General features: G+C 72.9%; 23 protein-coding genes and 6 tRNA genes. 19 read left to right on the top strand and 10 right to left on the bottom strand.

The genetic code is table 11. The features are described from left to right. Nucleotides 1-15: 15 nt before the first annotated feature. From GA0115234_RS13140 to GA0115234_RS13105, 8 genes are all read left to right on the top strand, one after another. Complete coding sequence (locus GA0115234_RS13140; protein ID WP_161275594.1) at nucleotides 16-1,077, top strand: methionine ABC transporter ATP-binding protein; 1,062 nt, start codon at nucleotides 16-18, stop codon at nucleotides 1,075-1,077. Further along, the gene (locus GA0115234_RS13135) at nucleotides 1,074-1,745 is read left to right on the top strand and encodes a methionine ABC transporter permease (RefSeq protein WP_093541111.1); all 672 of its coding nucleotides are present in this window, start codon (nucleotides 1,074-1,076) and stop codon (nucleotides 1,743-1,745) included. Before GA0115234_RS13140 ends, GA0115234_RS13135 begins: the two co-directional genes overlap by 4 nt. A 75-nt stretch (nucleotides 1,746-1,820) precedes the next feature. Next, nucleotides 1,821-2,687 (top strand): MetQ/NlpA family ABC transporter substrate-binding protein, encoded by an 867-nt coding sequence (locus GA0115234_RS13130; RefSeq protein WP_093541109.1) that lies wholly within the window; start codon nucleotides 1,821-1,823, stop codon nucleotides 2,685-2,687. A gap of 140 nt (nucleotides 2,688-2,827) precedes the next feature. Continuing rightward, nucleotides 2,828-3,475, top strand: coding sequence for a GNAT family N-acetyltransferase (locus tag GA0115234_RS13125; protein WP_093541107.1), 648 nt, complete (start codon nucleotides 2,828-2,830; stop codon nucleotides 3,473-3,475). 108 nt (nucleotides 3,476-3,583) lie between these two features. Then, on the top strand, nucleotides 3,584-4,810 hold the full coding sequence (gene cbiE / locus GA0115234_RS13120) for a precorrin-6y C5,15-methyltransferase (decarboxylating) subunit CbiE (RefSeq protein ID WP_093541105.1): 1,227 nt from the start codon (nucleotides 3,584-3,586) through the stop codon (nucleotides 4,808-4,810). A 333-nt stretch (nucleotides 4,811-5,143) separates the two neighbouring features. Continuing rightward, on the top strand, nucleotides 5,144-8,587 hold the full coding sequence (cobT, locus tag GA0115234_RS13115) for a nicotinate-nucleotide--dimethylbenzimidazole phosphoribosyltransferase (RefSeq protein WP_093541103.1): 3,444 nt from the start codon (nucleotides 5,144-5,146) through the stop codon (nucleotides 8,585-8,587). Nucleotides 8,588-8,831: 244 nt separating this feature from the next. Beyond that, complete coding sequence (cobA, locus tag GA0115234_RS13110; RefSeq protein WP_093541101.1) at nucleotides 8,832-10,088, top strand: uroporphyrinogen-III C-methyltransferase; 1,257 nt, start codon at nucleotides 8,832-8,834, stop codon at nucleotides 10,086-10,088. Between the two features lie 99 nt (nucleotides 10,089-10,187). Continuing rightward, nucleotides 10,188-11,006, top strand: coding sequence for a TrmH family RNA methyltransferase (locus GA0115234_RS13105; protein ID WP_093541099.1), 819 nt, complete (start codon nucleotides 10,188-10,190; stop codon nucleotides 11,004-11,006). Between the two features lie 34 nt (nucleotides 11,007-11,040). Here the strand turns inward: GA0115234_RS13105 and GA0115234_RS13100 are convergent, their stop codons facing one another. After that, entirely contained in the window at nucleotides 11,041-12,378 is a 1,338-nt protein-coding gene (locus GA0115234_RS13100; RefSeq protein ID WP_237541318.1) for a serine/threonine-protein kinase, read from the bottom strand. A gap of 609 nt (nucleotides 12,379-12,987) precedes the next feature. On the opposite strand from GA0115234_RS13100, the gene GA0115234_RS13095 reads away from it, so the two are divergent. The 3 genes from GA0115234_RS13095 to GA0115234_RS13085 all read left to right on the top strand — a co-directional run bounded on the left by GA0115234_RS13095 (nucleotide 12,988) and on the right by GA0115234_RS13085 (nucleotide 14,786). Then, nucleotides 12,988-13,194, top strand: coding sequence for a hypothetical protein (locus GA0115234_RS13095; RefSeq protein WP_093541097.1), 207 nt, complete (start codon nucleotides 12,988-12,990; stop codon nucleotides 13,192-13,194). A gap of 267 nt (nucleotides 13,195-13,461) precedes the next feature. Then, entirely contained in the window at nucleotides 13,462-14,433 is a 972-nt protein-coding gene (locus tag GA0115234_RS13090; protein WP_093541606.1) for an aminoglycoside phosphotransferase family protein, read from the top strand. 68 nt (nucleotides 14,434-14,501) lie between these two features. Further along, on the top strand, nucleotides 14,502-14,786 hold the full coding sequence (locus GA0115234_RS13085) for a TFIIB-type zinc ribbon-containing protein (protein ID WP_093541095.1): 285 nt from the start codon (nucleotides 14,502-14,504) through the stop codon (nucleotides 14,784-14,786). 137 nt (nucleotides 14,787-14,923) lie between these two features. On the opposite strand, the gene GA0115234_RS13080 is transcribed toward GA0115234_RS13085, so the two are convergent. From GA0115234_RS13080 to GA0115234_RS13060, 5 genes are all read right to left on the bottom strand, one after another. Further along, nucleotides 14,924-14,998, bottom strand: a tRNA-Val gene (locus GA0115234_RS13080). A gap of 23 nt (nucleotides 14,999-15,021) precedes the next feature. Beyond that, nucleotides 15,022-15,093, bottom strand: a tRNA-Val gene (locus tag GA0115234_RS13075). Between the two features lie 19 nt (nucleotides 15,094-15,112). Beyond that, nucleotides 15,113-15,184, bottom strand: a tRNA-Val gene (locus tag GA0115234_RS13070). A 1-nt stretch (nucleotide 15,185) separates the two neighbouring features. After that, nucleotides 15,186-15,259 (bottom strand) — tRNA-Cys (locus tag GA0115234_RS13065). A gap of 37 nt (nucleotides 15,260-15,296) precedes the next feature. Next, nucleotides 15,297-15,369 (bottom strand) — tRNA-Gly (locus GA0115234_RS13060). A 163-nt stretch (nucleotides 15,370-15,532) separates the two neighbouring features. Here GA0115234_RS13060 and GA0115234_RS13055 point away from each other — a divergent pair. The 3 genes from GA0115234_RS13055 to GA0115234_RS13045 are packed head-to-tail and all read left to right on the top strand — an operon-like array spanning nucleotide 15,533 to nucleotide 18,267. After that, a complete protein-coding gene (locus GA0115234_RS13055; RefSeq protein ID WP_093541093.1) occupies nucleotides 15,533-16,567 on the top strand; it encodes a chorismate-binding protein in 1,035 nt (344 codons plus the stop codon). Beyond that, nucleotides 16,567-17,388 carry an aminotransferase class IV gene (locus tag GA0115234_RS13050; RefSeq protein WP_093541091.1) on the top strand — a complete coding sequence of 274 codons (822 nt, stop codon included), beginning with the start codon at nucleotides 16,567-16,569 and terminating at the stop codon, nucleotides 17,386-17,388. The genes GA0115234_RS13055 and GA0115234_RS13050 overlap by 1 nt, the downstream gene beginning before the upstream one ends. Nucleotides 17,389-17,430: 42 nt before the next feature. Beyond that, nucleotides 17,431-18,267, top strand: a complete 837-nt coding sequence (locus GA0115234_RS13045; protein ID WP_093541089.1) for a GNAT family N-acetyltransferase — start codon at nucleotides 17,431-17,433, stop codon at nucleotides 18,265-18,267. A 12-nt stretch (nucleotides 18,268-18,279) separates the two neighbouring features. Here GA0115234_RS13045 and GA0115234_RS13040 read toward each other — a convergent pair whose 3' ends face one another. Next, nucleotides 18,280-18,795: a DsbA family protein gene (locus tag GA0115234_RS13040; protein ID WP_093541087.1), complete on the bottom strand. Its 516-nt coding sequence runs from the start codon at nucleotides 18,793-18,795 to the stop codon at nucleotides 18,280-18,282. Between the two features lie 204 nt (nucleotides 18,796-18,999). Between GA0115234_RS13040 and GA0115234_RS13035 the strand changes: the two genes are divergently transcribed. The 3 genes from GA0115234_RS13035 to GA0115234_RS42305 all read left to right on the top strand — a co-directional run bounded on the left by GA0115234_RS13035 (nucleotide 19,000) and on the right by GA0115234_RS42305 (nucleotide 21,011). Beyond that, nucleotides 19,000-19,455 (top strand): hypothetical protein, encoded by a 456-nt coding sequence (locus tag GA0115234_RS13035; protein WP_093541604.1) that lies wholly within the window; start codon nucleotides 19,000-19,002, stop codon nucleotides 19,453-19,455. Nucleotides 19,456-19,551: 96 nt separating this feature from the next. After that, a complete protein-coding gene (locus GA0115234_RS13030; protein ID WP_093541085.1) occupies nucleotides 19,552-20,571 on the top strand; it encodes a LacI family DNA-binding transcriptional regulator in 1,020 nt (339 codons plus the stop codon). Between the two features lie 263 nt (nucleotides 20,572-20,834). Then, on the top strand, nucleotides 20,835-21,011 hold the full coding sequence (locus tag GA0115234_RS42305) for a hypothetical protein (RefSeq protein ID WP_176729149.1): 177 nt from the start codon (nucleotides 20,835-20,837) through the stop codon (nucleotides 21,009-21,011). Nucleotides 21,012-21,015: 4 nt separating this feature from the next. On the opposite strand, the gene GA0115234_RS13025 is transcribed toward GA0115234_RS42305, so the two are convergent. Both GA0115234_RS13025 and GA0115234_RS13020 read right to left on the bottom strand, forming a co-directional pair. Continuing rightward, nucleotides 21,016-21,603, bottom strand: a complete 588-nt coding sequence (locus GA0115234_RS13025; RefSeq protein ID WP_093541083.1) for a CGNR zinc finger domain-containing protein — start codon at nucleotides 21,601-21,603, stop codon at nucleotides 21,016-21,018. Between the two features lie 309 nt (nucleotides 21,604-21,912). Next, nucleotides 21,913-22,326 (bottom strand): SsgA family sporulation/cell division regulator, encoded by a 414-nt coding sequence (locus GA0115234_RS13020; protein ID WP_003959770.1) that lies wholly within the window; start codon nucleotides 22,324-22,326, stop codon nucleotides 21,913-21,915. A gap of 190 nt (nucleotides 22,327-22,516) precedes the next feature. On the opposite strand from GA0115234_RS13020, the gene GA0115234_RS13015 reads away from it, so the two are divergent. Both GA0115234_RS13015 and GA0115234_RS13010 read left to right on the top strand, forming a co-directional pair. Continuing rightward, the gene (locus GA0115234_RS13015; protein WP_093541082.1) at nucleotides 22,517-23,005 is read left to right on the top strand and encodes a TIGR02611 family protein; all 489 of its coding nucleotides are present in this window, start codon (nucleotides 22,517-22,519) and stop codon (nucleotides 23,003-23,005) included. Nucleotides 23,006-23,060: 55 nt separating this feature from the next. Continuing rightward, nucleotides 23,061-23,132, top strand: a tRNA-Val gene (locus GA0115234_RS13010). Nucleotides 23,133-23,547: 415 nt separating this feature from the next. Here GA0115234_RS13010 and GA0115234_RS13005 read toward each other — a convergent pair. Next, nucleotides 23,548-26,085 carry an SCO7613 C-terminal domain-containing membrane protein gene (locus GA0115234_RS13005; protein ID WP_176729151.1) on the bottom strand — a complete coding sequence of 846 codons (2,538 nt, stop codon included), beginning with the start codon at nucleotides 26,083-26,085 and terminating at the stop codon, nucleotides 23,548-23,550. Nucleotides 26,086-26,142: the final 57 nt, after the last annotated feature.

Below are 26,142 nucleotides of genomic sequence, written 5' to 3'. Positions count from 1 at the left end.
GTGACGGAAACCCCTGTGATCACCACTTCGGGCCTCACGAAGGTCTACCAGTCGCGCGGCCGTGAGGTCACCGCCCTGGACGGCGTCGACCTGCACGTCCGCGAGGGCGAGGTGTACGGCGTCATCGGACAGAGCGGCGCCGGCAAGTCCTCCCTGATCCGCTGCGTCAACCTCCTGGAACGCCCCACCACCGGCACCGTGACCGTGGCCGGCCAGGACCTCACCGCACTCGCCGGACGGGGCCGCCGGGCCGGCAAGGAACTGCGCGAGGCGCGCAGCCGCATCGGCATGGTCTTCCAGCACTTCAACCTGCTGGCCTCCCGCACCGTCCAGGACAACATCGAACTCCCGCTGGAGATCCTCGGCGTCTCCGGCCGGGACCGCTCCCGCAAGGCCCTCGAACTCCTCGACCTGGTCGGCCTCGCCGACAAGGCCAGGGCCTACCCCGGCCAGCTCTCCGGCGGCCAGAAGCAGCGCGTCGGCATCGCCCGTGCCCTCGCCGGGGACCCGAAGGTCCTGCTCTCCGACGAGGCGACCTCGGCCCTCGACCCCGAGACCACCCGCTCCATCCTCCAGCTGCTGCGCGACCTCAACCAGCAGCTCGGCCTGACCGTCCTGCTCATCACGCACGAGATGGACGTCGTCAAGACGATCTGCGACTCCGCCGCGCTGATGCAGAAGGGACGCATCGTCGAGTCCGGCACCGTCGGCGAACTGCTCGCCACCCCCGGCTCCGAACTGGCCCACGAACTCTTCCCCGTCGGCGGCACGGCCTCCGGCCCCGAGTGCACGGTCGTCGACGTCACCTTCCACGGAGACGCGGCCGGCCGGCCGGTGATCTCCCAGCTCTCCCGTACGTACAACATCGACATCTCGATCCTGGGCGCCGCGATGGACACCGTCGGCGGCAAGCAGATCGGCCGGATGCGCATCGAGCTGCCCGGCCGCTTCGAGGAGAACGTCGTTCCGATCGGCTTCCTGCGCGAGCAGGGCCTCCAGGCCGAGGTCGTGGCGGACGACGACCCGGTCGTCCCCGTGCAGACCCCCGCCCCGCTCACCAAGGAGGTGGCGAAGTGACCTGGTCGGAAATGCAGCCGCTGTTGACCCAGGGAACCATCGACACCCTCTACATGGTGCTCTGGTCCACGGTCGTCACCGTGCTCGTGGGACTGCCGCTCGGCGTCCTGCTGGTCCTCACCGACAAGGGCGGACTGCTCCAGAACGCCGTGGTGAACAAGGTCATCGGCGTGATCGTGAACATCGGCCGCTCGCTGCCGTTCATCATCCTGCTGATCGCCCTGATCCCCTTCACCACCTGGGTCGTCGGCACCTTCATCGGCCCGTCCGCGATGATCGTCCCGCTCTCCGTCGGCGCCATCCCGTTCTTCGCCCGGCTCGTCGAGACCGCCGTCCGCGAGGTCGACCACGGGCTCGTCGAGGCCGTCCAGTCGATGGGCGGATCCATCCCGACGATCGTCCGCAAGGTCCTGCTGCCGCAGGCGCTGCCCTCGCTCATCTCCGGCGTCACCACCACCGTCATCGTGCTCATCGGCTACTCCGCGATGGCCGGCGCGGTCGGCGGCGAAGGGCTCGGCTCCAAGGCCGTCACCTACGGATTCCAGCGCTTCGACAACCGGTTCATGCTCATCACCGTCGCGCTGCTGATCGTCATCGTGACCGTGATCCAGCTGATCGGCGACGGAGCCGTACGGCTGCTGGCCCGCCGGGGCCGCACCGCCTCCTGAGACCTCCTCTCCGCTCACAGGCCCGAACTCCTTGTCCGGGCGCACCACCCTCACCACCAGAAAGAGGCACTTTTCGTGCGTAAGAACATCAAGATCACCGCGGCTGCCGCCGCCACCGCCGCCCTCGCCTTCGGCCTCACCGCCTGCGGCACCTCGTCCGACCCGGGCGCCAAGGGCGAGACCGGTGCCAAGGCCGACACCTCCAAGGCGCTCGTCGTCGCCGCGTCCCCGACGCCGCACGCCGACATCCTGGACTTCGTCAAGAAGAACCTCGCCGAGAAGGCGGGCCTCAAGCTGGAGGTCAAGGAGTTCACGGACTACGTCCTGCCGAACACCGCCACCGAGACCGGCCAGGTCGACGCCAACTTCTTCCAGCACCAGCCGTACCTCGACGACTTCAACAAGAAGAAGAACACCCACCTGGTCTCCGTCGGCACCGTCCACCTGGAGCCCCTCGGCCTCTACTCCAAGAAGGTCAAGGATCTGAAGGACATCAAGGCCGGCCAGACCGTCGCCGTCCCCAACGACACCACCAACGAGGGCCGCGCCCTCCAGCTCCTCGCCGAGAACGGCCTCATCACCCTCAAGGACGGCGTCGGCACCAGCGCCAAGCTGAGCGACATCACCGACAAGAAGGGCCTGGAGTTCAAGGAGCTGGAGGCCGCCACCGTGCCCCGCGCCCTGGACGACGTCGACGCCGCCGTCATCAACGGCAACTACGCGATCGAGGCCGACCTCAAGCCCGCCAAGGACGCCCTGGTGCTCGAAAAGGCCGACGGCAACCCTTACGCCAACATCATCGCCGTGAAGAAGGGCAACGAGAAGGACCCCCGCGTCCAGAAGCTCGTGAAGCTCCTGCACTCCGACGAGGTCAAGAAGTTCATCGACGACACCTACCAGGGTTCCGTCATCCCGGCCTTCGGCACCGCCGCCAAGTCCTGACACCCGTACGGCATTTGCCCGACGAGCCCCGCGCACCCCACCGAGGGGGCGCGGGGCTCCGCCGTGCGGACCCGCCCATGCACGACAACGGGCCGATGCTGCATGCTGTGCCTTTAACGGTCTTCGGCATGGAGCTGCGCATGAAATCCACCTTTCCGGACATCTCCATCAGCACGGACCGGTTGGTGCTGCGCCCCTTCGACATGGCGGACGTCCCCGCGTACATCGAGATGATGAACGACGAGCTGGTCATCGCCTGGACCGAGGCCCCCCACCCCTACACCCAGGTCGACGCCGAACGCTGGGTCCGCAGGATCGCCCCCGCCCAGCGCACCACCGGCGACGGCATCGTCCTCGCCGTCACCGAATTCCTCACCCAGCGGCTCGTCGGCTCGGTCCGGCTGCGCAACACCGACTGGCGCACCCTCGCCACCGAGGCCGCCTACATCACCGCCCCCTGGGCCCGTGGCGAGGGATACGCGACCGAGTCCATGCTGGCGGTGGCCCAGTGGCTCTTCCGCGACCAGGGCTTCGAACGCATCGAGCTGCGCACCGCCGCCGACAACACCTCCTCCCAGCAGGTCGCCCAGAAGCTCGGCTGCATCAGCGAGGGCGTCCTGCGCAACGCCCGCATAGCGCGCACCCGGACGGAGAACGGCACGGACGGCGGCTGGACCGACATCAGGACCGACCTGATCGTCTGGGGCCTGCTGCCCGAGGACCTCGAAGGCGTCGCCGAGCAGCTCGCCGACGCCGGCGGCTACGGCGCCTACAACGACTGGAACTGACCCCACGAAAGGGGCCCCGGCCCCGTGCGGCCACGCACCGGGTACTCTCACCCTGCCCCTTCCGCACCACCATCCCCACCTGCGACAACTCCAGGAGACTGACGACAGATGGCCGATCGGGTCACCGTGATCGGCTGGGACGGCTCGCCACTGACCGGAGCGGCCACGGCCGCCCTCTCGGCCGCCACGCTCGTCGCCGGAGCCGCCCACCACCTCGCACTTCCCGAAGTCCCGGCGAACGCCGAACGGATCCGCCTGGGCTCCATCGACCTGGCCGCCCGCCGGATCGCCGGCCACCGGGGCAGCGCCGTGGTCCTCGCCGACGGAGACCCCGGCTACTTCGGAGTCGTCCGCAACCTCCGCGCACCCGAACACGGCCTGGAGGTCGAGGTCGTCCCGGCCGTGTCCTCCGTCGCCGCGGCCTTCGCCCGCGCGGGAATGCCGTGGGAGGACGCCCGAACCGTCGTCGCCCACCCACGTACCCTGCGCCGCGCCGTCAACGTCTGCCGCGCCCACCACAAGGTCGCCGTCCTCACCTCGCCCGGCGCGGGCCCCGCCGAACTCGCCCTGCTCCTCGAAGGCGTCCACCGCACCTTCGTCATCTGCGAGGAACTCGGCACCGCCCGCGAACAGGTCACCGTCGTCACCTCCGACAAGGCCGCCGACCACGTCTGGCGCGACCCCAACGTCGTCATCGTCATCGGCGGCGGCCCCGAACCCCGCGCCGCCGGAGCCTGGATCGCCGGCCAACACCCCGCCCACCTCCACGGCGTACGCGGCTGGGCACTGCCCGCCGAGGCCTACCGGGGCGCCGGCGGGGAGAGCGGCGAGGGCGAGTCCCCGGGGCTGCGCGCCGCCCAACTGGCCCGCCTGGGCCCCCGGACCGGCGACCTCCTCTGGGACATCGGCTCCGGCAGCGGGGCCCTGGCCGTGGAGGCCGCCCGCTTCGGCGCGGCGGTCCTGGCCGTCGACAGCGACCCGGCCGCCTGCGCCCGTACCGCGGCGGCGGCGCGGGACTTCGGGGTCCAGCTCCAGGTCGTCGAGGGCCGGGCCCCCCACGCGCTGGAGCGGCTGCCGGAACCCGACATCGTACGGATCGGGGGCGGCGGGGTCCCCGTCGTCACCGCCGTCACCGATCGGCGGCCGGAGCGGATCGTGACCCATGCCTCGACGCGGGACGAGGCCGAGGCGCTCGGCGCCGCCCTCGGGGCGAACGGATACACCGTCCGGTGCTCGCTCCTCCAGTCCGTCGAACTCGACACGGCCGCATGGTCGGAGCGCGAACGCTCGGTCGTGTTCCTGCTCTCGGCGCTGCGCTCCGACCTCGCCCCGTGACCCGGTCGGCGTACAGCGGGAGGTAGGCTGGCCGATCGTTGCACCGCGCCTGGACGTTCGTCGCTTCGTTCGTCAATGTCCGGAAAAGGGGACTCTTTTGGCCCCCGTTGTGGTACGGCAGCACCGGGGGACGCGCAAAGTGGCGCAGTCCACAGCGGGCCGTGGCGAAATGAGCTGCCGCGGCGGCGAACGGCCGCGAGAATGCAGTATGTCCGCGACCGGTTCGTGCCGCGCGGCGAGCCCGCTCGTTCTTGTTGACGAGCACCGGCCTGCCGTGCTCGGGCGTCCCGGGCGTAGGGCCGAAGGAGCACTGACGATGGGCGAGGGGTACGCATGAGTGACACCGGCCAGATCCCGGGTGAGGGACTGCCGGAGAACGCAGGCATGGTGGAGCAGCCGGGCGTCGCCGCCCCGGATGCCTACGCCTACCTCGCTCCCTCCGAGCATGTCTCCGAGGACGACGACCTCCTCCTGATGCCGAGCCCCCAGGGCGCCTGGAGCGACCCGCAGACCGTGCCGGCCCCTGGCCAGTACCCCGAGGGCGCCGTTCGGACGCCGCTGCCCGGACAGGGCACCTACCAGGCCCAGCCGGTGGCACAGCCCTACGCCCAGCAGGCCGATGAGGCCCCCGCTCAGCCCCAGGGCCCCGTCCAGGTCCAGGTGCAGGAGTCTCCCGTCCAGACGCAGGCCGCGGACGCGTACGCCGCCCAGCAGACGGTGGCGGAGCCGCTGCCCGGGACCGGCCAGGGGACCCATGAGTCCGGTGGCCGCGACTCCGGTTCGGTCGACCTCAGGGGCGTACGCATTCCGTCGCCCGCCCCGGCCCCCGCTCCGGCGGCCCAGCCCCAGACACCGGTGCGCCGGCCGCTGCACCGCGGCCCGGTCGCGGCCGACGGCTCGCCGACGTACGGCGGGACGCCGACCGGCGGAGTGGTGCGTTCGCTCGCCGACCGCGGACCCGCGGGCGCGCCCCAGACGCAGGCCCGTACCCAGGCCCCCGCGCGGCACGCCGGTCCGCCGACCACCGGCCCGGAGTTCTTCGAGGCGCCGGCCGAGGACGCGTCCGCGCTGCCGGGCCCGCAGCTCGGGGAGATCCTGCCGCAGGGCGGCAGCCCGTGGGCGGCCCAGGCGCCGGAGCAGGAGGCCGTACCGTCGGCCGCGGAATCGGTCGTTCCGGAGCAGGCCGCCGAGCCCGTGCCGGCGGAGCAGCCGGTTCAGGCCGCTGAGGCCGTGGCGCCGGAGGCCGAAGCGGCTCCGGCCGTGACCGCTCCCGCCGTCGAGCCGATCCCGGCCGAGGCCGGGACGCCGGACGAGATCCCCGCCGACGCCGGGGCGCCCGCCGAGGCGATCGCGCCGCAGCGCGCCGCGGAAGCCGTTCCCATGGGCCAGTTCGTGCCCGTGGAGGGCTCGGTGCCGACGACACCGCACCTGGCCCCGACACCCATCGCGGAACAGCCCGTCGCGGCGGAGCCCGCGGTAGAAGTCGAGGCGGAGCCCGTAGCCGTGGCCGAGGCAGAGCCCGAAGCCGAGCCCGTGCGCGTGGCGATCGCCATGGAGCCCGTGCCGACTCCCCAGCCGGAGGCCGTTGAGGCCGTGGTGGCCGGGGGAGCCGTCGAGCCTGCCGAGTCGGCCGCGCCTGCTGCCGAGCCCGTCGAGCCTGCCGCGACCGCTGAGGTCGTCGAGGCTGCCGAGCCCGTCGTGAACGCTGAGCCTGCCGAGGCCGTCGAGAACGCTGCGACGGCCGAGGTTGTCGCGGCCCCTGAGCCCGCCCCCGCCGCCGAGGCCGAGGCCCCGGCGGTGACCGAGCGGGAGTCCGAGCAGGGCCCGGAGGTCATCGAGACCCCGGACCTCACGGACACCGCGGCCCCCGCGGAAGCCACCCCGCCCGCGGAGCCCACGGCGGCGGAGAGCACGGAGGCCCCGGAGACCGGGCACGTGGACCCCGTACAGCCCGAGGACCTGCCCCAGGAACCCGTCGAGCCGGAGGCCGCTCAGGCGGAAGCCCCCGAGGCGTCCGAGGCCGACGAGCCCGCGGCTGCCGCCGGTCCGCCGGCCCCCGGCTACGACGACGCCGAGCGCGAGGCGGTGCTCCGCGTCATGCGTGAGCGCCGTGACATCCGCAACGGCTTCCGCAGCGACCCCATCCCGCACGAGGTCCTGCTCCGCGTCCTCGAAGCCGCGCACACGGCGCCCAGCGTCGGCCACTCGCAGCCCTGGGACTTCGTCGTCATCCGCTCGGCGGAGACCCGTCGCTCCATGCACGAACTGGCCCAGCGCCAGCGCGACGCCTACGCCAAGTCGCTGCCCAAGGGCCGGGCCAAGCAGTTCAAGGAACTGAAGATCGAGGCCATCCTCGACACCCCGGTGAACATCGTCGTCACCGCCGACCCCACTCGCGGAGGCCGCCACACCCTCGGCCGGCACACCCAGCCGCAGATGGCCCCGTACTCCTCCGCGCTCGCCGTCGAGAACCTCTGGCTGGCCGCGCGCGCCGAGGGGCTCGGTGTCGGCTGGGTCAGCTTCTTCGACGAGCGCGAGATGGTCCGCGCCCTGGGCCTGCCCGAGCACCTCGAAGTCGTCGCCTACCTGTGCGTGGGTTACGTCGACGAGTTCCCCGAGGAGCCCGAACTGATGCAGGCGGGCTGGTCCAAGCGCCGCCCGCTGTCCTGGGTCGTCCACGAGGAGACCTACGGCCGCCGTGCCCTGCCCGGCGAGGAGCCGCACGACCTGCTGCAGGAGACCATCTCCAGCATCCGCCCGCTGGACGCCAAGGCGCTCGGCGAGGCGTGGGAGCGCCAGAAGCGGATGACCAAGCCGGCCGGTGCGCTCGGCATGCTGGAGATCATCTCGGCGCAGCTCTCCGGGCTCTCCCGGATGTGCCCGCCGCCGATCCCCGAGCCCGCGGCCGTCGCGATCTTCGCGGGCGACCACGGCGTGCACGCCCAGGGCGTCACCGCCTGGCCGCAGGAGGTCACCGGCCAGATGGTCGCCAACTTCCTCGGCGGCGGCGCGGTCTGCAACGCCTTCGCGGCCCAGGTCGGCGCCGAGGTGTGCGTGGTCGACGTCGGCGTGGCCATGGAGCTGCCCGCGACGCCGGGGCTGCTGCCCCGCAAGGTGCGCGCCGGGACCGCCGACTTCACGACCGGTCCCGCGCTCAGCCGCGAGGAGGTGCTCGCGGCCATCGAGGTCGGCATCGAGACCGCCCGCGATCTGGTCGCGGCGGGCAACAAGGGCCTGCTCACCGGTGAGATGGGGATCGCCAACACCACGGCGTCGGCCGCGTTGATCTGCGTGTACACGGGCATGGACCCGGCCGAGGTGACCGGTCGCGGTACCGGCATCAACGACGAGATGCACGCCCGCAAGGTCGACGTGGTCCGCCGGGCCCTCGAACTCCACCAGCCCGACCCGGCCGACCCGATCGGCGTCCTGGCGGCGGTCGGCGGCCTGGAGCACGCCGCGATGGCCGGCTTCCTGCTGGGCGGTGCCTCGCTCCGTACGCCCGTCATCCTCGACGGCGTGAGCGCGGGCGCCGCGGCCCTGGTCGCGCGGGCGATCGCCCCCGAGGCCCTGGCCGCCTGCATCGCCGGTCACCGCAGCGCCGAGCCCGGCCATGTCGCCGCGCTCAACAAGCTGGGCCTGCGTCCCCTGGTCGACCTCGACCTCCGCCTCGGCGAAGGAACGGGCGCGCTGCTGGCGCTCCCGATCGTCCAGAGCGCGGCGCGTGCGATGCACGAAGTCGCGACGTTCGACTCGGCGGGCGTGACGGAGAAGTAGACCGCACCCCGCTCCTCAAGCCCCCGGGCGGTCGAGGAGCGGGGTCCGGGGCGGAGCCCCGGCCATCGGGAAGGGGCGGGGGAGGGAAGGCCGGCCGCAGGCGCCCACTCCTGCCACCGCAGTGCCCGCCACACCCCCCGGCGCACCCCGTATCGTGGACCCACGCCCCACGAAACCGCACGTCACAGCCGCTCCATCGCCGCAGCGGCCCGCACCCCGCATCGCACGAGGAGTCCGCACCGCCATGGCCGAGCACGCCGATCACCCCGCGTACCCCGTCGGACTGCGCCTGAGCGGGCGCCGCGTCGTCGTCGTCGGCGGCGGCCAGGTCGCGCAGCGCCGCCTCCCGGCACTCATCGCGGCGGGCGCCGACATCACTCTCGTATCGCCGTCCGCGACCCCGTCCGTCGAGGCGATGGCCGACGCCGGCGAGATCCGCTGGGAGCGCCGCCGGTACGAGGACGGGGACCTGACGGACACCTGGTACGCGCTCATCGCCTCCGACGACGACGCCGCGAACGACGCCGCGTCCGCCGAGGCCGAGCGCACCCGTACCTGGTGCGTGCGCAGCGACAACGCCGACGTGGCCACCGCCTGGACCCCGGCCACCGGCCGCAGCGAGGGCGTGACCGTCGCCGTCCTCTCCACCGACGCCCAGGGCCGCGACCCGCGCCACTCCGCCGCCGTCCGCGACGCCATCGTCGAGGCGCTGCGCGACGGCACGCTCGCCGCCCCGCACCACCGCACCCGGCCCGCCCCCGGCGTCTCCCTGGTCGGCGGCGGCCCCGGCGACCCCGACCTGATCACCGTGCGCGGCCGCCGCCTCCTCGCCGAGGCCGATGTGGTCATCGCCGACCGGCTCGGCCCGCGCGACCTGCTCGACGAACTGCCGCCGCACGTCCAGGTGATCGACGCGGCGAAGATCCCCTACGGCCGCTTCATGGCGCAGGAGGCGATCAACCAGGCGCTCATCGAGCACGCCAGGGCGGGCAAGGCCGTCGTACGGCTCAAGGGCGGCGACCCGTTCGTCTTCGGCCGGGGCATGGAGGAGGCGCAGGCGCTCGCCGCCGAAGGCATCCCGTGCACCGTCGTCCCCGGTATCTCCAGCTCGATCTCCGTGCCCGGCGCGGCCGGAATCCCCGTCACCCACCGCGGGGTCGCCCATGAGTTCACCGTCGTCAGCGGCCATGTCGCCCCCGACGACGAGCGTTCGCTGGTCGACTGGGCGGCGCTCGCGCAGCTGCGCGGCACCCTCGTGCTGCTGATGGCCGTGGACAAGATCGGCGCCATCGCCAAGGCCCTCGTCGCCCACGGCAAGTCCCCTGACACCCCGGTCGCCCTGGTCCAGGAGGGCACCACGGCCTCCCAGCGCCGCGTCGACGCCACCCTGGCGACGGTCGCGGAGCGGGCCGCCGCCGAGGACGTGCGTCCCCCGGCCGTCATCGTCATCGGAGACGTCGTCGCCATCGGCCCCGACACCGCACCGCTCCCCGCCGGGTAGCCGGGCCGGGACGCCCCGCACCCCCGTCGAGTAACCAGCGGTAACGGATCTTCTCCCGAGCCGTTGGCACCACACACCGGACAAGGCAGTATCGAACCCGTGGCTGATCTCATCACCGTCGACGACCCCGACGACCCCCGACTGCGCGACTACACCGGACTCACCGACGTCGAACTCCGGCGCAGGCGGGAGCCCGCGGAGGGCCTCTTCATCGCCGAGGGCGAGAAGGTGATCAGACGCGCCCGGCACGCCGGGTACGAGATGCGGTCGATGCTGCTCTCGGCGAAGTGGGTCGACCTGATGCGGGACGTCATCGACGAGGTCCCGGCCCCGGTGTACGCGGTCAGCCCCGAGCTCGCCGAACGTGTCACCGGCTACCACGTCCACCGCGGAGCCCTCGCGTCGATGCAGCGCAAGCCGCTGCCGACGGCCGACGAACTGCTGACGACGGCCCGCAGGGTGGTCGTCATGGAGGCCGTCAACGACCACACCAACATCGGGGCGATCTTCCGCAGCGCCGCCGCCCTCGGCATGGACGCCGTACTGCTCTCCCCGGACTGCGCCGACCCGCTCTACCGGCGCTCCGTCAAGGTCTCGATGGGCGCGGTCTTCGCCGTCCCCTACGCCCGCCTCGACATCTGGCCCAAGGACCTGGAAGCGGTACGGGAAGCGGGCTTCAGGCTCCTCGCGCTGACCCCGGACGAGAAGGCCGGCAGCATCGACGAGGCGGCACCCCACCGGATGGACAAGGTGGCGCTGATGCTCGGCGCCGAGGGCGACGGGCTGTCCACCCGGGCCCTGGTCGCCGCCGACGAATGGGTACGCATCCCGATGGCGCACGGCGTCGACTCGCTCAACGTGGGAGCGGCCGCGGCGGTCGCCTTCTACGCCGTGGCATCGGGCCGCCCGCAGAACTGACGACAGACCCCGCGGGAGCGACCGGACCGACCGGCTAGAGGAGCGACCGGCCCTCGGGCGGGGTTTCGACCCGCGCCTGGACCGGGGTCCCGTGCCGGCCCGGATCCGTACCCAGCCCCTGGGACGGCCCCTGGCAGCCCTGGGCCGCCGCGATGCCGAGTGCCACCAGCAGCGTCACCACCACGAAGACGACGAGCCGCTGCCGCAGCAACCGCGGATTGGCGGGACGCAGCCCCGTCGACGTCGTACGGGTCCCGGGCCGGGTACCCGGCCGGCCGTTCGTCCCCTTCGCACCCTGCGGGCGCCTGCCCGGCCGCGTGCCCCGCGTCGGCTGATGCTGCTGGGGACGCGAACCGCCGGTCCGGGGCGATCCGGCCCGCGAGGACGGGGACGGCCTGCTGCCCTGCGGTTGCTTCTGCTTCTGCTGACGGGGCGCGGGAGGAGCCGAACGCCGGGTCTGCTGCTCGGTGTACGGGCCGTCGAGACGGCCGGTCGGCCGGTCCAGCTCCTGCGCCGAACGCTGCACGGGCGGGCGGCTCTCGTGCAGCCCCTGCGCCTCGCGCGCCGCGATCTCCTTGAGCCGCATGGAGAGTTGGAGCGTGCTCGGCCGCTCCTCGGGATCCTTCGCCAGACAGGCGCTCACCAGCGGTGCGAGCGCGTCGTGCACATCACGCAGCTGGGGTTCCTCGTGCACCACGCGGTACAGCATCACCTCGGAACTCCCGTGTCCGAAAGGCGAGTCGGCCATGGCCGCGTAGGCGAGCGTGGCACCGAGCGAGAACACATCGGTCGCAGGCGTCACGGCCGCCCCGCGCACCTGCTCGGGCGCGAGGAATCCCGGCGAACCCACTGCCGTACCGACATGGGTGAGAGTGGAGGCCCCGGTCGCCCAGGCGATCCCGAAGTCGATGATCCGGGGGCCCTTGGGGGAGAGGAGGATGTTCGACGGCTTCAGGTCACGGTGGACGACACCGGCCTCGTGCACCGCCACCAGCCCCTCGGAGAGCGCGGCCCCGATCGAGGCCACCTCCGCGGCCGACAGCGGTCCCTCCTCGGCGACCTTGTCGTGCAGCGAGGGCCCCGGGACGTACTGGGTGGCGAACCACGGGCGGTCCGCCTCCAGGTCCGCGGCCACCAGCCGCGCCGTGCAGCCGCCCCGGATCCGCCGGGCGGCGGACACCTCGCGCGCGAAACGGGACCGGAACTCCTGGTCCTCCGCCAGATCCGGGCGGATCACCTTCAGTGCCACCCGCTGTCCCCGCCGGTCGGACCCCAGGTAGACGACACCCATGCCGCCTGCTCCCAGTCGCCTGTGCAGCCTGAACGAGCCGACGACACGCGGGTCCTCGCGCCGGAGCCGCATCATCGCCATGTCTGCCCATCCCCGCTGCCTGGTCCGCCTGACGAGGCACAGCTTACGTACCCGGCGCCCGGGGCGCTCAGAGGCCGCGCCCTCACCTCTCGACCGATTGTCGGCGCCCGGCACGGCCCATGACGGACCGTACGGACGGGGCGGACCGGGCGCCGGACCGGACCCGGCCCCAAGACGGGTGCGGCGACGGGGGGTTGGAGCCGCACCGGTTGCCCGGCGCCGTGGCACGGGCCCCGGCCCGCACCGGCGCACGACGCCCGCGCCGGTGCACCGCGGCCGACCACAGGGAACCCGGGGCGGAAAGGGTGAGTGAAGTCACGGTGGACGCGGCCGTACGCACCGACGGGCCGCGCCCCCCGACGACGACTCCGCCATCACGGGACGTTCGCGGCGCCCCCTCCGGGATGTCCCCGGGATCATCAGCCCGGTCTCCACCCAGGGGAGTACATCGGTGGCCCGGGGCTCATCCTCCGGGAGGCCCGGCAATCGGTACGCGGGCATGACGCCCGCCGCCCCGCGCGTCCCTAATGTTGAGGTCAAGCGGTGGGTGCAGCACTCGTCCCCCGAGGTCACACACCCGCCGCCCCACATCGAGTCAGGAGAGGAACCATGGCGGACACGGCAACGCGGACCATGACCCGCGCGGGGCGCAGGGTCCCTGCCCCGTTCGGCGGCCGCCCGTCGTCCGGGACGCGCCACCCCCTGGTGGCGACGGCGATGGTTCTTCCTCTGGCGGCCCTGCTCGTGGTCGTCTTCGGCGGCTGGGACGCAGTGGTCACACAGGCGTCGTCCGTGGGCGTGATGCTGGGGCGCTGAGCGGCGCCCCGGGTCCGGAAGAGCGGTCCGGACCGGGACATCCGGCCAACAACCCCGTGGGGACGGGGGTGCGGCGGACGGCAGCGTTTGTCCGGTCAGCTGGGGAGCTGACCGGACATCGCGCTTTCCGGGCCCGTGCGCGACACGGTGCCGACCGCACCGGCCACGACGATCTCCCCGCCCGCGACCCCGTACGGCGCGCGTACGCTCATCGGCGGGCCCGGTGCGGACCGGGCCGCCCGTACCCGTTCACCACCGGGGGAGACCGTGACCACCGCAGCCGTACGCGTGCTGGGCGCCCTCGCCCACCGGGCCGCCCACGCACACCCCGAAGACCCCTGCGCCTGCCCGCCCCCGGCGGTGCTCGCGGACCGCGCGGACGGCACGGTGGTCCGCAGCGGGGCCGTCGTCGCCAAGGCCCACGCCCCCGGCACGGACGTCCCCGGCCTGCTCGCCCGGCTGAGCCTCGCGCACGACCCGCACCTCACCGGCATCCTGCTCGCCCCGCTGGAACCCCGGCCCGCCGCGCCGTCCGCCGCCCTCGACGGCCGCCCCGTCACCCTGTGGCCGCACGGCCGCCCCGTCGACCCCGGCGACCCCGACGCCGCCCCCTGGGAGGAGGCCGCCACACTGCTCGCCGGACTGCACCGGGCCCCGGTCCCGTCCGCCCGCGCGCTCCCGCCCATGCGGGGCCCCGCGAAGGCCGCGCTCGCCGTCGCCCGGATGCGCGCCGCCCGCCCGGCCGACCCGGTCACCGCCCCCGTACTCGAAGCCTGGCGCCGGCTGCCGGCCTGGGCCCGCGACGAGGCCCCCGCGCCCCCGCACCGCTCGGGCTTTCTCTGCCACGGAGATCTGCACCTCGGCCAGCTCGTCCGCCACCCGGCCCCGGACGGACCCTGGCTGCTCATCGACGTCGACGACGCCGGTATCGGCGACCCCGCCTGGGACCTCGCCCGCCCCGCCGCCTGGTACGCGGCCGGGATCCTGCCCTCCGAGGTCTGGCTCCGCTTCCTGGACGCCTACCGGGCAGCGGGCGGCCCCGCCGTGCGGGCCGAGGGCGACCCCTGGCCGGAGCTGGACGTACCGGCCCGAGCCCTGACCGTCCAGACCGCCGCGCTGGCGTTCGCCAAGTCCGCGACGGAGGGCCGGACTCCGGATGAGGTGGAGCAGACGATGATCGATGCCTGTGCCCGAATCGCGGCCCTCCCGCCCGAGTTGGGCGCCGCGCGCTCGTCGTAGGCTGAACCGACCGTCGGCGGGCACGCATTCCGTCGACGGCGACCCGACGGCGAGGAGTGAGCCGAACCATGCAGTGTCCCAAGTGCCACGCACAGATGCACACGTACAACCGCAACGGCATACAGATCGAGCAGTGCAGCGGCTGCCGGGGAATCTTCCTCGACTACGGCGAGCTGGAGTCCCTCACCCGCATCGAGGCGCAGTGGACGCAGCAGGCCCCGCCCGTCCCGCCGGCCCCGCAGGCCTACCCGGCCGCCCCGGGGCCCGCCTGGGGAGCCCCGCAGCACCACGGCGGCCACCACGGCGGTCACTACCGGCACAAGAGCTTCGGCCACATGCTCTTCTCGTCCTGAACGGGCCGAACGGGCCGACACCGGCGAGTGCCCGACCGTGGGCCCGGACATCTCCGTCCGGGCCCGCAGTGTCAGTGCGCCGGTACGCACGCCAGGCACGGAAAAGCCCCGGTCGTCGGAACGACCGGGGCTTTTGCTGGTGCGCGATACTGGGATTGAACCAGTGACCTCTTCCGTGTCAGGGAAGCGCTCTCCCGCTGAGCTAATCGCGCAGGGTGAACCTGCGTGTACTGCGTGCGCGATACTGGGATTGAACCAGTGACCTCTTCCGTGTCAGGGAAGCGCTCTCCCGCTGAGCTAATCGCGCGGGGATCCTTGCGGACCGGTGGACGATACTGGGATTGAACCAGTGACCTCTTCCGTGTCAGGGAAGCGCTCTCCCGCTGAGCTAATCGTCCTTGGAGGTGGAGACGGGATTTGAACCCGTGTAGACGGCTTTGCAGGCCGTTGCCTCGCCTCTCGGCCACTCCACCAGGGGTGGGGGTTCGGGAAGATCCCCCACCTTCTGCGAGCGGACGACCAGGTTCGAACTGGCGACCTCAACCTTGGCAAGGTTGCGCTCTACCAACTGAGCTACGTCCGCTTGTCTTTCCCGGTCCGCTTGCGCGTCCCGGCGACGTGTTGAACTCTAGCGGATTCCCGGGCCAGTACAAAAACGCGTTTGTGCAGCGTGCTGAGGTGCGCCCGCCCCGGCGCAGGTCATCGCGCACCGTCCTAGACTCGACGACGTGCTCGACCTCGCCCCAATGGCCCGCTTCGGCGGCCTCGTCGCGTCCGATCTGCGGGACGTGACCAGTGATCCCGCAGCCCTCGAATCGACCGGCTTCTGGGCCGTGTCCGCCGATTTCGAGGGCCGTCTCGTCTGCGCGCGCTTCGGCTCCGTACGCACCGAGGAGGTGCCCGCTCCCGTGCGGGGCGCCTGGCGCGGGCCCGCGGCCGGTGACTGGAATTCCTCCCTGGGCCGGGTCGCGTACCTCGCGGGCGTACGGCGGATCCGCGCGTACATCGAGGCGGGCGAGGTCTACCAGGCCAACCTCTGCCGGGTGATGACCGCGCCGCTGCCCGACCCGGACGCCGCCGACGTGGACGCGCTGACCGCGCTGCTCGCCCGCGGCAACCCCGCCCCCTATGCAGGAACGATTCGGCTTCCCAGGCACGGCGTGGAGATCGCCACCGCGTCCCCCGAACTCTTCCTGAGCCGGAACGGCCGGACCGTCGAGTCGGGACCGATCAAGGGCACCGGCCGCACCGAGGCCGACCTGCTGGAGAAGGACCACGCCGAGAACGTGATGATCGTCGACCTGGTCCGCAACGACCTGGGCCGGGTCTGCGCCACCGGATCGGTCAACGTCCCCGACCTCTGTGTGGTCGAGAAGCACCCCGGTCTGGTCCACCTCGTCTCCACCGTGCGCGGGGAGCTCGCCGAGGGTGCCGGCTGGCCCGAACTCCTCGGCGCCGCGTTTCCGCCCGGCTCGGTCACCGGGGCACCCAAGTCCAGCGCGCTGCGGATCATCGAGGAACTGGAGACCGCACCGCGCGGGCCCTACTGCGGAGGCATCGGCTGGGTCGACGCCGACCGCCGCACCGCGTCGCTCGCCGTCGGCATACGCACCTTCTGGATCGACCGGACCGGCACCGCCCCGGTCCTCCGCTTCGGCACCGGGGCCGGCATCACCTGGGGCTCCGATCCGGAACGCGAATGGGACGAGACCGAACTCAAGGCGTCCCGACTGCTCGCTGTAGCGTCGGGCGCTCACGAAACAACAGGAAGGACCGCGTGATGAGGATGTGGGTCAACGGCGAACTGCGCGCCGCCGAAGACGCCAGGGTGTCCGTGCTCGACCACGGACTCACCGTGGGGGACGGCGTCTTCGAGACGGTCAAGACCGTCGACGGCAGGCCCTTCGCCCTCACCCGCCACCTCGACCGGCTGGCCCGCTCGGCCCGCGGCCTCGGACTCCCCGCCCCCGACCTCGACGAGGTCCGCCGCGCCTGCGCCGAGGTCATCGACGCCAACCCGATGCCGCGGGGCAGGCTGCGGATCACCTTCACCGGAGGGCTCTCCCCGCTCGGCTCCGACCGCGGTGACGCAGGCCCCGGCCTCGTCGTCGCCCTCGGCGAGGCGGGCCGCCGCCCCGACACCACCGCTGTGATCACCGTCCCCTGGACCCGCAACGAACGCGGCGCGCTCACCGGGCTCAAGACCACTTCGTACGCCGAGAACGTCGTCGCCCTCGCCCGCGCCCATGAGCACGGCGCCTCGGAGGCGCTCTTCGCCAACACGGCCGGACAGCTCTGCGAGGGCACCGGGTCCAATGTCTTCGTCGTCCTCGACGGGCAGCTGCACACCCCGCCGGTCGCCTCCGGCTGCCTCGCCGGGATCACCCGCGCACTGACCGTGGAGTGGACGGGCGCACAGGAGACCGAGCTGCCGTTCGACATCCTGGAGCGGGCCGAGGAGATCTTCCTCACCTCCACCCTGCGCGATGTGCAGGCCGTCCACCGGGTCGACGGCCGGGAGCTGCCCGGCGGGCCCGGACCGGTGACCGCCAAGGCCATGCGGATCTTCGACGAGCGGGCCGGGAACGACCTCGATCCGTAAATCGAGGTGACGGACCCGGGCGCAGCGGATAGAACATCTGCGATGACCACCACCCTCCGGCCGACCGGGCCGGTCCAGCAGGGCGCCGACGGCGCTAAGAGCCGCACGTACGACGTGTGCGACAACGGGCGGCCCGTCGGCGCCGTCGAGATCGGCACCGATCCGGGATTCGGTACGGCCACCGGCGAGCTGCGCTCCCTGACCATCGACGAACCGAGCCGGCGCCGGGGCCGCGGCACCATCGCCTTGCTCGCCGCCGAGGAGGTGCTGCGCGGATGGGGCTGCGGCCAACTGCACCTGTCGGTGCCGGAGGGCAACGAGGGGGCCGGACGCCTGGCGGCCGCACTCGGGTACACCGGACGCAGCCGCAACATGCTCAAGGGCCTCGGCCCGACGGCCCCCGTGCTCCCGGACGGTGTCGTGGCCAGGGAGATGACGGCCGAGGAGTTCGCGGCCTGGCAGCGCACCAGTGTCGACACATACGCGCAGTCCTGGATCGACCAGGGTGTTCCGGTCGAGCAGGCCATGCACAAGTCCCGCTCCGACCACGCCCGCAACCTGCCGGCCGGAATGGACACCGAGGGCATGCACTTCCACGTCCTCGTCACCGGGGGAGTGGTCGTCGGCCATGTGTGGGTGTCGGTGCGCGAGGGTGACGACGGCGAGGTGAGCGGCTTCGTCTACGACGTGGAGGTGGGCGAGGAGTACCGGGGCCGGGGCCACGGGCGTGCCCTGATGCAGCAGGCGGAGCACATCACCCTGGCCGCGGGTGCCCGGCGCCTCGGACTGCATGTGTTCGCCGCCAACACGCCCGCCCTGCGGCTGTACGAGTCGCTCGGATACCGGACGACCCAGTACAACCTGGCCAAGAACCTCTGAGGGCGGGGCCGCTCAGCCCTGCTCGGCGAGCAGCCGGTCGACGATCTCCTCGATCCGCTCGCGCAGCCCGTCCTGGCTCTTGCCGCCGTCCAGCCGCTCGTCGCCGATCACATAGGTCGGGGTGCCGGTGACTCCGATCGCCTTGCCCTCGGCCTCGTCGGCGTCGACGATCAGCGTGTGCCGGCCGTCGATCAGCGCGGTGTCCATCTCCTCGGCGTCCAGGCCGAGTTCCCGTGCCACCTCGATCAGCAGCGGCTCGCCGGTGCGGGCGAGGTCGGCGGTCCTGGCGAGCACCGCCTCGACGTACGGCCAGTCCTTGCCCTGCGCGGCGGCCTCCTCGGCTGCCTGCGCGGCGGCGTGGGCGTGCTTGTGCTTCTCCAGCGGGAAGTGCCGCAGCCGCACGTCCAGCCGGTCGCCGTACTTGGCCCGCAGGGCACGCACATCGGTGAGGGCCTGGTGGCAGTCGGGGCACTGGAGCTCGCACCAGAGGTCGAGGACGACGGGGGCCGCAGGGGTGGAATCGCTCATACGGCCAGTCTCCCAGGGCCCGCGCGAGCCTCCCAATCGGTACCCCCGGTTCGCCGGGGCACCGTACGACGGGTGCACCTCCGATCGGCACCTGGGGAGGATACCGGCCCTGAAATGTCCCTGATGCGGTCCCGGATCATGGCCACCCGACCGGTCACCGGTGCAGGATGGAAGGGACGTTTCCCCTTGCGCCTGGAGGCACCGATGCTTGCCGAGACCATCTGCTCCGCGGTGTCCGCGGCGGGCCTGGGCATCGCCGCCGTCACCGCCTGGCGAAAGCGCTTCCTCGCCGCGACCCGGATCGCCGCCTACTCCCTGGTCCCGATCGCCCTGGTGCTGACCGGGGTCGTGGACTGGGTCGCGGGGATCGCCTTCAAGCCGAGTGTCTGGATCGGCTTCGGGCTGCTCGCCGTGGCCTGGGTGCTGTTCTCGACCACCCGCGCGATCGAGCGCCGGGGCGGCGGCACCCGCAAGGAACGCAGGGCCGCCGCACGGGCGGCCCAGGGCGAAGCGGTGGCCCCCGCGGCCTCGGCGCCCTCGCTGGGGGCGGGGCTCGCGGACTCCCGGGCGCGTCCGGGGACGAAGTCCCCGCAGCGGTCCGCCGCTCCGGCCGAGGACTTCAGCGACATCGAGGCCATCCTCAAGAAGCACGGCATCTGACCCCTGCCCCTCTGCCCGGGGCGGGGGAGTGGACATCCGTACGATGAGGGCACGCCGCGGACCGGCGCGGCCGACGGCATCAGTGGGGCGGGGCGAGTGGCGCACGTGGCAGGGATCAAGGATGTGGCCCGGCAGGCCGGAGTCTCCGTGGGCACCGTCTCCAACGTGATCAACCGGCCCGAGGCGGTGCTGCCGGAGACCCGCGCCCGGGTGCTCGCCGCCATCGAGGAACTCGGATACGTACGCAGCGAGTCGGCACGCCAGCTCAGGGCGGGCCGCAGCCGGATCATGGCCCTGCTCGTCCTCGACATGGGCAACCCGTTCTTCGTGGACGTGGCCCGCGGCGCCGAGCGCGCCGCCCGGGAGGCCGGTCTCGGCGTCATGGTCTGCAACAGCGACCAGAGCCCGGCGGAGGAGGCCGAGTACCTCGGACTCTTCGCCGAGCAGCGGGTCTGCGGCGTCCTGGTCACCCCGACCGACGCCACCGGCCGGAACCTGGAGGCGTTCGGCCGGCACCGGATCCCCTTCGTGCTGGTGGACCGGGTGGCGCCCGGCACGGGGACCTGCGCGGTCTCCGTCGACGACGTGCGCGGCGGCGCCCTCGCCGTCGGCCATCTGGTCGCGGCCGGTCACCGCTCGGTGGCGTACGTCAGCGGGCCGGGCGATCTCCATCAGATCAGGGACCGGCGCGAAGGCGCCCTGTCGGCCCTCGCCGACGCCGGACTGCCGCCCGAGGCGCTCGTCGAGATCCCTTCCGACCGCCTGGACGTGTCGGCGGGCCGCGACGCCGGAGCCCGGCTGCTGGGCCTGGTGCCCCGGCCGACCGCGGTGTTCTGCGCCAACGACCTGCTCGCCCTGGGGGTGCTCCAGGCGTTGTACGCGGCGGGCGTCCGGGTGCCGCACGACATGGCCATCGTCGGCTACGACGACATCGAATTCGCCGCCGCCGCTGCCGTACCGCTCACCTCCGTCCGCCAGCCCGCGGCCGTGATGGGCCGGATGGCCGCGGAGCTCCTGCTGGAGGAGTCGGACGACGAGGACGGCACCCATGAGCACCGCAGCGTGGTGCTCCAGCCGGAACTCGTGGTGCGGGCCTCCAGCTCGACCCCGCGCTGAGGGCCTTCGGCGCGGGGTCGCGCCGAGGCCGGGGAAGTCGTAGCGGCAGAATCTCGAATTCACCCTGTGCGGGGCGGTGTTGGCCCGCCGAGGTGCGCGCGGGCTGCCGTATCGGCCTGATTTTCCCCGGAGTTGCGGCATAGGAGTGCCCCGGGCGGCGTGCGAATGTGTGGCGGCCGATCGGACGCCGGAGCGAATCCGGACCGGCCGGGGCGGGTGAACTCCCGGTGCGGGAGGGCGTATTGATCGCCAACGGTTCCGGAGTGAGTCATGATCGTCCCGCGATGGTCGACACCTCCCGGGGCGATGCCCCCACCACCCCTGCCGAAGAGCCGCGCGGCTGCCTCTTCGCGCTCTCCCAGCCCCCTTTGATGATCTTCCTCGCGGTCGTCGGCAGCCTGCTGCTGATGGCCGCGGTGCATGATCTCTTCATGCTGTGAACGGTCAGCCGGCCGCTTCCTTGCGGCGTGCCCGGTACGCGGCCACATGCAGACGGTTGCCGCAGGTGCGGCTGGAGCAGTAGCGCCGGGAGCGGTTCCGGGACAGGTCGACGAAGGCGTGCCGGCAGTCCGGTGCCTCGCACCGCCGCAGCCGTTCCTGCTCGCCCGCCACCACGATGAAGGCCAGCGCCATGCCGCAGTCGGCCGCGAGGTGGTCGGCGATCGACGCGTCGGGCGCGAAGTAGTGCACATGCCAGTCGTAGCCGTCGTGATTGCTGAGTTGCGGCGTCGTGCCGGCCGCGGCGACGAGCGTGTTGACGAGCGAGGCCGCGGTCTGCGAGTCGTCCGTCGCGAAGATCTCGGCGAAGCGCGCCCGTACGTCCCGTACGGCCCGCAGGTCCTTCTCGTGGAGCTCGCCCACGCCGCTGATGCGGTGGCGCCGCGCGAAGTCGTACAGCGCCGTGATGTCGGCGAGGCCGTCGCTCCGCTCGGCCTCCGGCTGCCCGCCCGACGGCGGTTCGCTCTCCGGTGCGGTGTTCACCAGATCGACCACCGTGTCGAGGGCGATCCGGGTGTCGTGGGGGATCAGCACGCTTTCGCTCCCTGCCTCCGGCGGGCGGGTGTCCGCCGATGCGGGCTGACTCTACTGGCTCCGCCGTGGCGCACGGCGGCCCGAGAGGGCCCGTGGGGGGCGCGGAGAGCGGGTACCGGCCATGGGGCGGTATCTCTGGGCCGGTGGCTGCCGTGGCCGCGGCAGGAGAGGTGCTGAGAGCCCCGGGCGCGCGCCGACGCCGTCACCACGGTGGATTCCGTGACGACGGCGCCGGTGTCAGCCGTATGAGGTTTTCCGCGCGGCGCCGTCTCCCCGAGTCGGACGGCGCCGTGCAGCTCTCGGCCTGGCTCAGCTCTCGGCCAGGATGTGTGAGAGCTCCGTATCGAGGTCGAAGTGGCGATGCTCGGTGCCCGGCGGCACCGCGGCGTCGGTCCTCTTCAGGAACGACTCCAGGGCTCTCGCCGGGGCTTCGAGCAGGGCTTCGCCCTCTGGGGAGCTCAGCGCGATGCAGACGACGCCCTGGCCGTGACTACGGGATGGCCAGACGCGGACGTCTCCGGTGCCGGTGGGCCGGTGCAGCCCCTCGGCGAGGAGGTCGCGGGCGAATACCCATTCGACCGTCTCCTCCGCTCCGGTATGGAAGGTGGCGTGCACGGCATACGGATCGGCCGTGTCATACCGCAGGCCCGCGGGTACAGGCAGTGAGGACTCGCTCGACACAACGAGGCGCAGGTGCAGCTCGCAGCTGACCGTGGTGTTCATAAGCGCCAGGGCCTTTCGCTCAGTGTGCGCTCGGGGATTCGCACGTCGGCGAAATCGACATGCCACCTACGGTGGCGTTGTAAACCCCTCTGACCTTTTTGTGTTCCTTCAGGTAGCTCGTACGGCGGTGTGTAACTTTCGGTTATGCGGCCATTCCGGTGATGAAGGCCGTTCCGGTAGGTTGACTCCTATGAATGCGGAGCGTGACGCGCGGGACGGGGACGCCGCACCGGCGGCACCGGTGTCCGCCGCGGGGGACAGGACGGACGGCATGACGGACGAGGTCGCGGAGGGTGTGGCCAAGGTGCGGGAGCTCGGCTCCCGGGCGCCCGGGTTCATCAAGGCGTCCCGGCCGCTGCATCTGAGCTGGCAGGTCGGCGTCTTCGTGGTCGGCTTCGCCGTGGTCGTGGCGGGCATCATCATGCTGCCGCTGCCCGGGCCCGGCTGGCTGGTGATCTTCGGTGGCATGGCGATCTGGGCGACCGAGTTCGTCTGGGCGCAGCTGGTGCTCCGGTGGACCAGGCGGAAGGTCACCGAGGCCGCTCAGCGGGCGCTCGACCCCAAGGTCCGGCGGCGCAACATCATCCTCACCTCGATCGGCCTGGTGATCATCGCGGTGCTGGTGGGGATCTACGTCTGGAAGTTCGGCATCACCATGCCGTGGAAGATCCACGAGTGACCCCGGGGTGGTCATGGGGCGCCGCTGACATGGGGTAATGTTTGGCCTGCGCCCGGGGCGATTAGCTCAGTGGGAGAGCGCTTCGTTCACACCGAAGAGGTCACTGGTTCGAACCCAGTATCGCCCACCCCGGACAGAAGGCCCGTGAGACCGCAGAGTCTCACGGGCCCTCTGCGTTTTCCGCGTCCGTCCGGGCCGTCCGCCGAGTCGGGTTCCGGCCGTGTCTCCTTGGCGAATTCGCCCGCGCATTCGTGAACGATGCAATCCGGATGGCCACGTACGGGGCCGTCCGCCGATCGAGCGGGGGCATCCGGATATCCCGGCCGGACGGCCTTCTCCGGCCGCCGGAATTCCCGGAAAGGGATCGGCCGCCGGTATCCGTGGCCGATGCTCCGGCGATGTCGAGAACTGCGTTGCAATTTCGCGGGAGCGGCTACAGGTGCGAACTGCTGTATTTCACGGGCGAGTTCGCCGCGTACGCCTCCTGCGCGCGGCCCGGAGCGTCCCGTCGGGGAGCTCCGGGCCCGTCGTGCGACGTACCGTCAGCGCATCCGGCCCACGGTCTCCTTCAGCCGCCGCGCATCGCGCAGCCGCTGTTCGTACGTCGCCCCGACCACCAGCAGCAGCACCCCGGCCAGGGCGGGCGGCAGCCAGCGCGGGAGCGCGCCGACGACCTGGACCACGTACGGCGCCAGTTCGTGCACGGCGTCCATGGCCAGCACCGCTCCGCCGAGCAGCAGCAGCGCCTGCAGCCGCAGCCGGGCGCCCGCCAGGGTGATCGCCAGTGCCGCCACACCGAGCAGCAGCGGCCGCACCCAGTGCGGATCGGCCCAGGCCGCGAAGAGGCTCGGGACCAGCGTCGCCGCGAGGCCCGCCCCGTACGCCGTCCACGACGACGCCTCCGGGTCGCGGCGCCGGCGCAGCACACCGATCGCCAGCGCGGGCACGGTCACCGGCAGCGTGTACGCCTCCGGGGCCGACACCCCCGAGGCCGAGAGCCGCACCCAGTTCGCCAGGACGAACAGCGCCACCGCCAGATACCCGGCCACCGGCCGCCGCTCGGCCCGCACGGCCGTGCCCGCAGCGAGCACTCCGCTCAGCGCCAGCACCAGCGCCAGGAACGGCCGGTCCGGCAGCGCCATGAGCACCGCGGCCACGGCCGCCACGGCCCCGGTCAGCTCGACCGGAAGCGCCACGGGGCGGCCCCGCAACCGGGCCCCGAGCAGCGCCGTCACCGCGGGGACGACCAGCAGGACCGGCGCGGCCCGGTACCCGTCGAGCCCCAGCGAGGCCCCGGCCGCGCGGGCGAGCACCATCGCGCACACCACGGCCCCGCAGGCCGGCACCGCCTGGGCGACCCTCAGTGTCTGCACCGCACGCCCCGCACGGGCGTCCGGCAGCGCCCGCACGGCCCGCGCAAGGGCGCCGTCGAGCAGCACCGCGGCCGCTCCGAGCACCACCAGCACCAGCGCGAACACCGCGTACGTCGCCGCCTGCGACGCGAGCGCGAGGAACCCCGCGCTCACCGCTCCGACCATCCCGCACACCAGCGCCGTCGTCCCCAGGGCGCCCGCACCGCGGCGCAGACCCAGGACCGCCACCGCGAACGCCCCGGCGACCAGTGACAACTGCACCGACACCGCCGCCGCGTACGACAGGCCCAGCACCGCGGGCAGCGCGGTGAGCCCCGCCCAGCAGAGCGCCGAGGCGGCGGCCCCCGCCGCGCCCCGCCGGCCCGTACCCGGCGGGAACACCGGCCCGGCCACCCGCACCAGCCGGTCCCACGACCGGTGCGCGAGTCCCAGCAGGGCGGCCGCCATCAGCAGTCCCACCGGGGCCCCGGCCAGGTGGGACCACGCCACGTCCGCCGTACCGAGAGCGCCCCGGACACCGCCGTCGGGAACGCCGGACCACACACGGGCCAGCTGCGACACCGTACCCATCAGCGACATGCCGACCGGCGGTGCCGAGAAGAGCACCGCGGCCGCGGTCACCGCCGACGAGGCCCACAGCAGCCCCTGCCCGACCGGGCGCGGCAGCGGCGCGCGCACCGCCACCAGCAGCACCGCACCGCACAGCAGATACACCGGCACGGACCAGCCCCAGGCGGTCCCGGCGCGCAGCACACCGCCCACCGCGGCCACCCCGCACAGCCCGGCCAGCGTCCCGCCCGCCACCGCGAGACCCGTGGGCGCGCGCCACGCTCCGAACAGCGCGACCGCCGCACCCGCGAGCAACAGCGCGGCCGGGCCCACCGCCCCCGCCGCCGTCTCGGCGGACATCGACTGCGTCAGGGCCACCAGCAGTCCCAGCAGGCCCGTCGTCCAGCAGCCGGCACAGGCGGTCACCCGGACCGCCACGCCCCGGCCCCACACCGCGATCGCGCAGTCCAGCGCCGCCGTCAGCAGCAGCGCCCAGCCGAACACCGAGGCGCCCGCCCCCGCCGACCAGGCCCACAGCAGCAGCGGCAGCTGGGCGCTCACCACCGCCAGGGGCAGCGGCAGCCGCAGCCGGCCGAGCAGCAGCCCGTACCCGCCCCAGGCCACCGCCAGCACCGCCGAGGCGGCCGCGGCGAAACCGAGGCCGTCGGCCTCCGGCACCGCCACCCGGTGCAGCGCGTAGGCGTCGAGGATCATCAGCACGGACGCCAGGGCGGCGAGCGACTCGGCCGTCGCGGACAGCCCGCGACGCAGCAGCACGGCGGGCGCGGCGAGCGCCGCGAGCGTCACCACGCCGAGCACCGCCGAGCGGCCGGCGATTCCCAGATGGCCCCAGCTGACCAGGGTGAAGGCGATCGCCGCGACCGTCAGCAGCAGACCGCCCAGGGTGAGCAGCACGTTCTGCGCGCTGTGCGCTCCGGCCCGCGCGGCGGGCGGCCCGAAGGGAGCCGCGAACGGCGCGGGCGGCCCGGACGGGGCGGCGAACGGCGTCGGCGCCGTGGCGGGAGGCCTGGCGGGCGGCGTCAGCACGCTCAGCAGCCAGGCACGGCGAACCAGCAACTGGGACCGGTGGGCGTCCAGCCGGGCCAGTTCGCGATCGAGCAGCGCCAATTCCTCGGCGGGTGGCGGCACATGTTCCATGGACGTGAGTGTGGTGCGGGCCACGGGATCGGACATGCGCTCGGATACTCAGTTCCC

Origin of the sequence: Streptomyces sp. DvalAA-43 (assembly GCF_900091725.1) — a bacterium.
Lineage (GTDB): Bacteria > Actinomycetota > Actinomycetes > Streptomycetales > Streptomycetaceae > Streptomyces > Streptomyces pulveraceus.
This window is presented reverse-complemented; position numbering and strand designations above follow the sequence as displayed.